5 protein-coding genes and 1 pseudogene are annotated in these 6,393 nt (G+C 72.7%); 5 read left to right on the plus strand and 1 reads right to left on the minus strand.

The window, feature by feature from the left end; genetic code table 11:
* The first annotated feature begins 239 nt into the window (after nt 1–239).
* The 5 genes from ACYVE9_RS12445 to ACYVE9_RS12465 all read left to right on the plus strand — a co-directional run bounded on the left by ACYVE9_RS12445 (nt 240) and on the right by ACYVE9_RS12465 (nt 6,040).
* On the plus strand, nt 240–1,001 hold the full coding sequence (locus tag ACYVE9_RS12445; protein ID WP_461027871.1) for a DeoR/GlpR family DNA-binding transcription regulator: 762 nt from the start codon (nt 240–242) through the stop codon (nt 999–1,001).
* Nucleotides 998–1,951, plus strand: coding sequence for a 1-phosphofructokinase (pfkB, locus tag ACYVE9_RS12450; RefSeq protein WP_461027867.1), 954 nt, complete (start codon nt 998–1,000; stop codon nt 1,949–1,951). The genes ACYVE9_RS12445 and pfkB overlap by 4 nt, the downstream gene beginning before the upstream one ends.
* A gap of 84 nt (nt 1,952–2,035) precedes the next feature.
* Nucleotides 2,036–4,174 (plus strand): PTS fructose transporter subunit IIABC, encoded by a 2,139-nt coding sequence (locus ACYVE9_RS12455; RefSeq protein ID WP_461027868.1) that lies wholly within the window; start codon nt 2,036–2,038, stop codon nt 4,172–4,174.
* A gap of 360 nt (nt 4,175–4,534) precedes the next feature.
* Nucleotides 4,535–4,939, plus strand: a complete 405-nt coding sequence (locus ACYVE9_RS12460) for a hypothetical protein (protein WP_461027869.1) — start codon at nt 4,535–4,537, stop codon at nt 4,937–4,939.
* Nucleotides 4,940–5,197: 258 nt separating this feature from the next.
* Nucleotides 5,198–6,040, plus strand: coding sequence for an SAM-dependent methyltransferase (locus tag ACYVE9_RS12465; RefSeq protein WP_461027870.1), 843 nt, complete (start codon nt 5,198–5,200; stop codon nt 6,038–6,040).
* 97 nt (nt 6,041–6,137) lie between these two features.
* On the opposite strand, the pseudogene ACYVE9_RS12470 reads toward ACYVE9_RS12465, so the two are convergent.
* Nucleotides 6,138–6,393 (minus strand): annotated as a pseudogene (locus ACYVE9_RS12470) (hypothetical protein); the annotation flags it as partial.

Here is a 6,393-nt window from a genome sequence, read left to right on the forward strand (position 1 = left end):
CCGGCGACCGGGGCTGAGGCAGTGGCGTCCGGCCGGGGCAGGGCGTCCGGCCGGGGGCGGGGCTGAGGCCGGAGGCAGGGGCGGTCGGTTGAGCCGAGCCCGTGTCCCTGTCCGTGGCTCTGGCCGCGCCCGTGAGTGCGTCGCGCCCGTTCATGTCTGAATCTGTTTACTTTGCGGACTCTCGCGCGTAGCGTGCAGGTGAAACAACAAGCTCGGACATGGAGCGGACTCAAAACCACATGTACGCACCGGAACGTCAGCAGGAGATCCTCCGCATCGCTCGGGAGAGCGGGCGGGTGGACGTGCTGTCCCTCGCCGCGGAGTTCCAGGTCACCGCCGAGACCGTGCGGCGTGACCTGAAGGCCCTCGACCGGGCCGGACTCGTACGCCGGGTGCACGGCGGCGCCATACCCGCCGGACGTTTCGACATCGAACCCGATCTGAGCGAGCGGGAGGGCACCGCCGCCGACGAGAAGGACCGCATCGCGCGCGCCGCCGTGGACGAACTGCCCACCGACGGCAGCGTGATCCTGGACGCGGGCACCACCACCGGGCGGCTCGCCGGGGCCTTCCCACTGGACTCCGCCCTGACCGTGGTGACCCACGCACTTCCGCTCGCCGCCCGGCTGGCCGACCACCCCTCGATCGACCTGCACCTGGTCGGCGGACGGGTCCGGCACCGCACCCGGGCCGCCGTCGACGCCTGGGCCCTGCGGACCTACCGCGAGATCAACGCCGACGTGCTCTTCCTCGCCACCAACGGCTTCTGCCCGGACGGCGGACTGACCACCCCCGACCTGGCCGAGGCCGCCGTCAAACGGCAACTGGTCGACGCCGCCCGCCGGGTCGTCCTGCTGGCCGACTCCGCCAAGCTCGGCCAGCAGCACTTCGCCCGGTTCGGTGACCTGTCCAAGGTCGACCTGCTGATCACCGACACCGGCCTCAGCCCCGACGACGCCCACGCCATCGAGCGGCAGGGCACGGAGGTAGCACGGGTATGACCATCCTCACCGTCACCCCCAACCCCAGCCTCGACCGCACCTACGAGATCCCCTCGCTGGACCGCGGCGCCGTGCTCCGGGCCGTCGCCGACCGGGTGGACCCGGGCGGCAAGGGAGTGAACGTCTCCCGTGCGGTGGCCGCCGCCGGTCGCCGCACGGTGGCCGCGCTGCCGCTCGGCGGGCCGGAAGGCGCGCTGCTCGGCGTGCTGCTCGGGGAGCAGGGCATCGAGGTCACCGGAGTGCCCATCGCCGGTTCGACCCGGGTCAACATCTCCGTCGCGGAACCCGACGGCACCCTCACCAAGATCAACGCCGCCGGCCCGCTGCTCACTTCCGCCGAAGCCGAGGCGCTGCTCGAGACGGTCCGCGCCGGAGCCGCCGCGCACGACGCCACCTGGATCGCCTGCTGCGGCAGCCTGCCGCGCGGTCTCGGTCCCGAGTGGTACGCCGACCTCGTGGCCCGCGCGCACCGGGCCGGGGCCCGGATCGCGCTGGACACCTCCGGCCCGTCGCTCACCGCCGCCCTCCGGGAGGGCCCGGACGTCGTCAAACCCAACGCCGAGGAGCTCGCCGACGCCGTCGGGCGCCCGCTGAGCACTGTCGGCGACGCGGTGAAGGCCGCGGAGGACGTCCGGGACGCCGGAGCGCGGACGGTACTCGCCAGCCTCGGCGCGGACGGGCAACTGCTCGTCGCCGCCGACGGCACCTGGTTCGGCAGCGCCCCCGTCGACACGGTGCGCAGCAACGTCGGCGCCGGCGACGCGTCGTTGGCGGGGTTTCTCGCCGCCGGCGGCAGCGGACCGGAGGCCCTCGCCTCCGCCGTGGCGCACGGGGCCGCCGCCGTGCAACTGCCCGGCAGCCAGATGCCGACTCCGGCCGACCTCCGCCCCCGGCGCGTCACCGTCACCGCCGACGTGCCACTCAACCGTCCCCTCACCGACGCCCCCTGAGGCGTCCCCCAACCGCCGCCCCCCACCGTCCCCAGCACTCCCGGGGTCTTCCCGAGACCCCGACAGCGTCAACGGAGCCGTGCGATGAGCCACCTGATCACCGCGGATCTGGTCGACCTCGACCTGGCCGCCACCACCAAAGACGACACCGTTCGCCTGCTGGCCGAGCGCATGGTCACGGCCGGCCGGGTCACCGACCTGGACGGCTTCCTGGCCGACGTCGCCGCCCGCGAAGCCCAGATGCCCACCGGCCTGGACGGCGGCATCGGCATCCCGCACTGCCGCAGCGAACACGTCACCGAACCCTCCCTGGCCTTCGGACGCCCCACCACGCCCGTGGACTTCGGTGCCGCCGACGGTCCGGCCGACCTGGTCTTCCTGATCGCCGCACCCGCCGGCGCCGACAGCGACCACCTCTCCATCCTGTCCGGCCTGGCCCGCTCGCTGATGGACAGCACCTTCACCGACGCCCTGCGCGCAGCCGACGACCCCGAGCACGCCGCCGCCCTGATCCGCGGCGAGTCGGGTGACACCACCGAACCCGCACCGGACGCGGCAACCGACGACGCCGGGGCGGGCGGGGCGGGTGCTGCGGACACCGGGGCTGCGGGGCCCGAGGACGCCGGCTCCGGGGCTGCCGGTTCCGTGGCTGCGGGTCCCGGGTCGAGGGAGGCCGGTGCTCCCGGCGGCTCCGGTGGCGTGGGGGACACGGACGCGGCCGGCGTGGAGCCGGAGCGCACACCGTTCCGTATCGTCGCCGTCACCTCCTGCCCCACGGGCATCGCCCACACCTACATGGCGGCCGAGTCACTGGAGAACGCCGCCCGCGCCGCCGGCGTCGAGATCACCGTCGAGACCCAGGGCTCAGCCGGGTTCGACCGGATCGACCCGGCGGTCATCAAGGCCGCCGACGGCGTGATCCTCGCCCACGACGTCGAAGTGCGGGACAAGGGCCGCTTCGCGGGAAAGCCCACCGTCGACGTCGGCGTCAAGGCCGGCATCAACCGCGCCGCCGACCTCATCACCGAGGTACGGGCCAAGGCCGAACGCGGTGAGACCACCGCCGCCTCCGCGGGCGACACGCCGGTCGACGAGGCCGGCGACAACGGCGACGGCTACGCCACCCGCCTGCGCAAGTGGCTGATGACCGGTGTCAGTTACATGGTGCCGTTCGTCGCGGCCGGCGGTCTGCTGATCGCGCTCGCCTTCGCGATCGGCGGCTACGACATCACCGAGGCCCCCTCCGTCGCCGAGCAGTTCTCCTGGCTCGACACCGCCAGCTGGGCCGCGCTGTTCTTCCAGATCGGCGGTGCGGCGTTCGGCTTCCTGGTCCCCGTGCTCGCCGGCTACATCGCCTACGGCATGGCCGACCGGCCAGGTCTCGTGCCCGGCTTCGTCGGCGGTGCCATCGCGCTCACCATCGAAGCCGGCTTCCTCGGCGGCCTCGTCGCCGGTCTGCTGGCCGGTGCGGTGGTCATGGCCATCCAGCGGGTCAGGATCCCGGACGTGCTGCGCGGCATCATGCCGGTCGTGGTGATCCCGCTGATCTCCTCCGCGGTCGTCGGCTTCCTGATGTTCGTGGTCATCGGCAAGCCGATCGCCTCCGTGCAGTCGGCCCTCACCGACTGGCTGAGCGGCCTCAGCGGAGCGAACGCCGTGCTGCTGGGCGCCCTGCTCGGCCTGATGATGTGCTTCGACCTGGGCGGCCCGGTCAACAAGGTCGCCTACGCCTTCGCCACCGGCGGCATCGCGGTCTCCGACCCCAGCGACGGCGCACTGACCGTCATGGCCGCCGTCATGGCCGCAGGCATGGTGCCGCCGCTGGCGATGGCCCTCGCCACCACCGTGCGCGGCAAGCTCTTCACCAAGACCGAGCGCGACAACGGCAAGGCGGCCTGGGTCCTCGGCGCCTCGTTCATCACCGAGGGTGCCATCCCCTTCGCCGCCGCCGACCCGCTGCGTGTCATCCCCTCCGTGATGGCGGGCGGCGCCGTGACCGGGGCGCTGAGCATGGCCTTCGGCTCCACGCTGCGGGCCCCGCACGGCGGCGTGTTCGTGGTCCCGCTGATCGGCAGCCCGCTGCTGTACCTGGTGGCCATCGCGGTCGGCACGGTGATCAGCACCACGCTCGTCGTCCTGCTCAAGCGCACCGCCGGGACCGCGGCGGTCGCCCCCGCCGGGGAGGAGCAGCCCAAGCAGAGCCGGACCGCGGTCCCGGCCTGATCCGCCGACGGCAACCGGCGGGACCACCCGACGGCACGCCGATCACCGCCCCGCGTCCCCGACCGGCCCGTCCGCCGGTCGGGGACGCGGCCGTCGGCACCTCGGTCTGAACACTTTCCGCGGCCGCCACACGTGCGTCGAGCAGTCATCAGCGCCGACCGGAGGAACAGCCGGCGACGGGCAGCCTGCTGGCCTGCCGACCGGCCCGTCAGCCGCAGCGTGCCGTCATCGAGGCCGTCCGCCGTGGTGATGAGACCTTGCCCGGGATCTCAATCGGCAGGGATCATGACCGCTGTGCACAGTCGGTCTCAAGGGGAGGCACCCCGTAGCAGTGATCCTCAGCCGGAGTGGGCTGAGAGAGTGCGCCTGCAGACCGTTGACGCGGGCGGCGGCATGCAGGACGTCGTCATCCAGATCGGCAGCCCCTCCGCAGCGCTGATCGAGCTTCTGGACGATCACTTCCGGACCGTCATCAGAGGCACTGACTACCTCGACTGCCTCCTCCAGGTCCGCAGGCAACTGGAACGCGAAGGCCGTTTGCTCTGCTGCCAGGGTGCTCGTCCCCACGTCCACCCTTCCGGACAGCTGCGGCAGTTCACCAACGGACGGGAGGCCTACGTGCTTCCCCCGGACGCCCAGGACGCAGCTCCCGCCACAGTCGACATCTTCGCCCCTGCGCTCCCTGGCGACGTCGCGAGTCTCCAGGACCAGCGCATGGCGGTTCTCAGCTACTGGAACGCCCGGTACCCACGGAACCGCATCTGACCGTGCCGTGGAACCCGCCCACTCACCGTGTGTCCGTCACGGAAGGCGAGCCAGAACCAGCTTGTACACACCACGTCGACCGGGCGGGGACGGGCGACCGACCGGGTGGGCTCGGTGACCGCCCGGGCCGGGACGGCGGCCGGCCGGGGCAGCCACGGCGATCTAGCGGGCCGTCGCGGGGACCCAGCAGGGCCTGGGGCACCTGCGGCAGCGGTCCGCGGGGCATGATGACGTCACCTACAGCAGCCAGGAGGACGTGTGACGGACAAGCAGGCACCCGCAGTTGACCCGAACGTGGCCCACAACGCCCGCGTGTGGAACTACTGGCTCGGCGGCAAGGACCACTACGAGGCCGACCGCCGCGCGGGCGCCCACGTCCGGAGTATGTTCCCGGGCATCGTCGACGTCGCCCGCGCCGACCGGCGGTTCCTGATCCGCGCGGTGCGGCATCTCGTCGAGGACGCGGGCATCCGCCAGTTCCTCGACATAGGCACCGGCCTGCCCACCCACAACAACACCCACGAAGTCGCCCAGCGTTCAGCCCCCGACGCGCGCATCGTGTACGTCGACAACGACCCGCTCGTACTGACCCACGCCCGAGCACTGCTCACCAGCACCGCCGCCGGCACGACTGCGTACCTGGACGCCGACGCGCACGACCCGTCGGCGATCCTGCAAGCGGCCCGCCGCACGCTCGACTTCGGTCAGCCGGTCGCCGTGCTGCTGCTCGGCATTCTCAACTTCGTCCTGGACACGGAGAAGGCGCAGAGGATCGTCGACGAGTTGCTGGCCGCCGTGCCGTCCGGCAGTTACCTGGTGCTCACCCACCCCACCACTGACATCGAACTGGGCGGTGGGTCGCAGGCCGAGGCGATGCGCTTCTGGAACGAGAACGCCACGCCGCCGATCACCGCCCGTACCGGCCCGGAGATCAGCCGCTTCTTCGAGGGCCTGGAACTCCTCGAGCCCGGGCTGGTCTCCTGCTCACGCTGGCGAGCCGACGTTTCGGACGCGACGGGGGCGGACGGTGGCAGTCCGGTCGGAGTCGGTGACCAGCCGGAAGTCGTCCCCCAGTACGGTGCCGTCGCCCGCAAGCCCTGACGAGGCCCGGCAGTTGGGCGCCGCCACGGCCCGGTGGCCGGGGCGGCGCCCGACCGGCTGCCCGGTACGCGAGCCGTTCCGGCGGGGCGTGGGTGGGTCAGTCCGCCGCCTGCCGCCCGTACAGGTCGCGGTAGGAGGGGAAGACTCCACCAGGGCCGGACACGGAATCGGCGGCCAGCACGGCCTTGACCACTGCCCGGGTCAGGGTGTCGGCTGCGGCAGCCAGCAGTGCGTTGAGCTCGCCGACACCGACGACGGGTGCCGCTCCCGGCTCCGTCGGCGAGCTGGCCCCATCCGCCGCGCCGACGTTGCCCGCCGGGTCACCCGTGCTGGTCGCGTCGGCGGCGCCCGCC

The organism is Streptomyces sparsus (assembly GCF_054776295.1).

What these genes read in the sequence shown, in the direction of transcription:
- ACYVE9_RS12455 (WP_461027868.1), top strand. Translation starts at nt 2,036, where the DNA reads ATGAGCCACCTGATCACCGCGGATCTGGTCGACCTCGACCTGGCCGCC.
- ACYVE9_RS12445 (WP_461027871.1), top strand. Translation starts at nt 240, where the DNA reads ATGTACGCACCGGAACGTCAGCAGGAGATCCTCCGCATCGCTCGGGAG.
- pfkB (WP_461027867.1), top strand. Translation starts at nt 998, where the DNA reads ATGACCATCCTCACCGTCACCCCCAACCCCAGCCTCGACCGCACCTAC.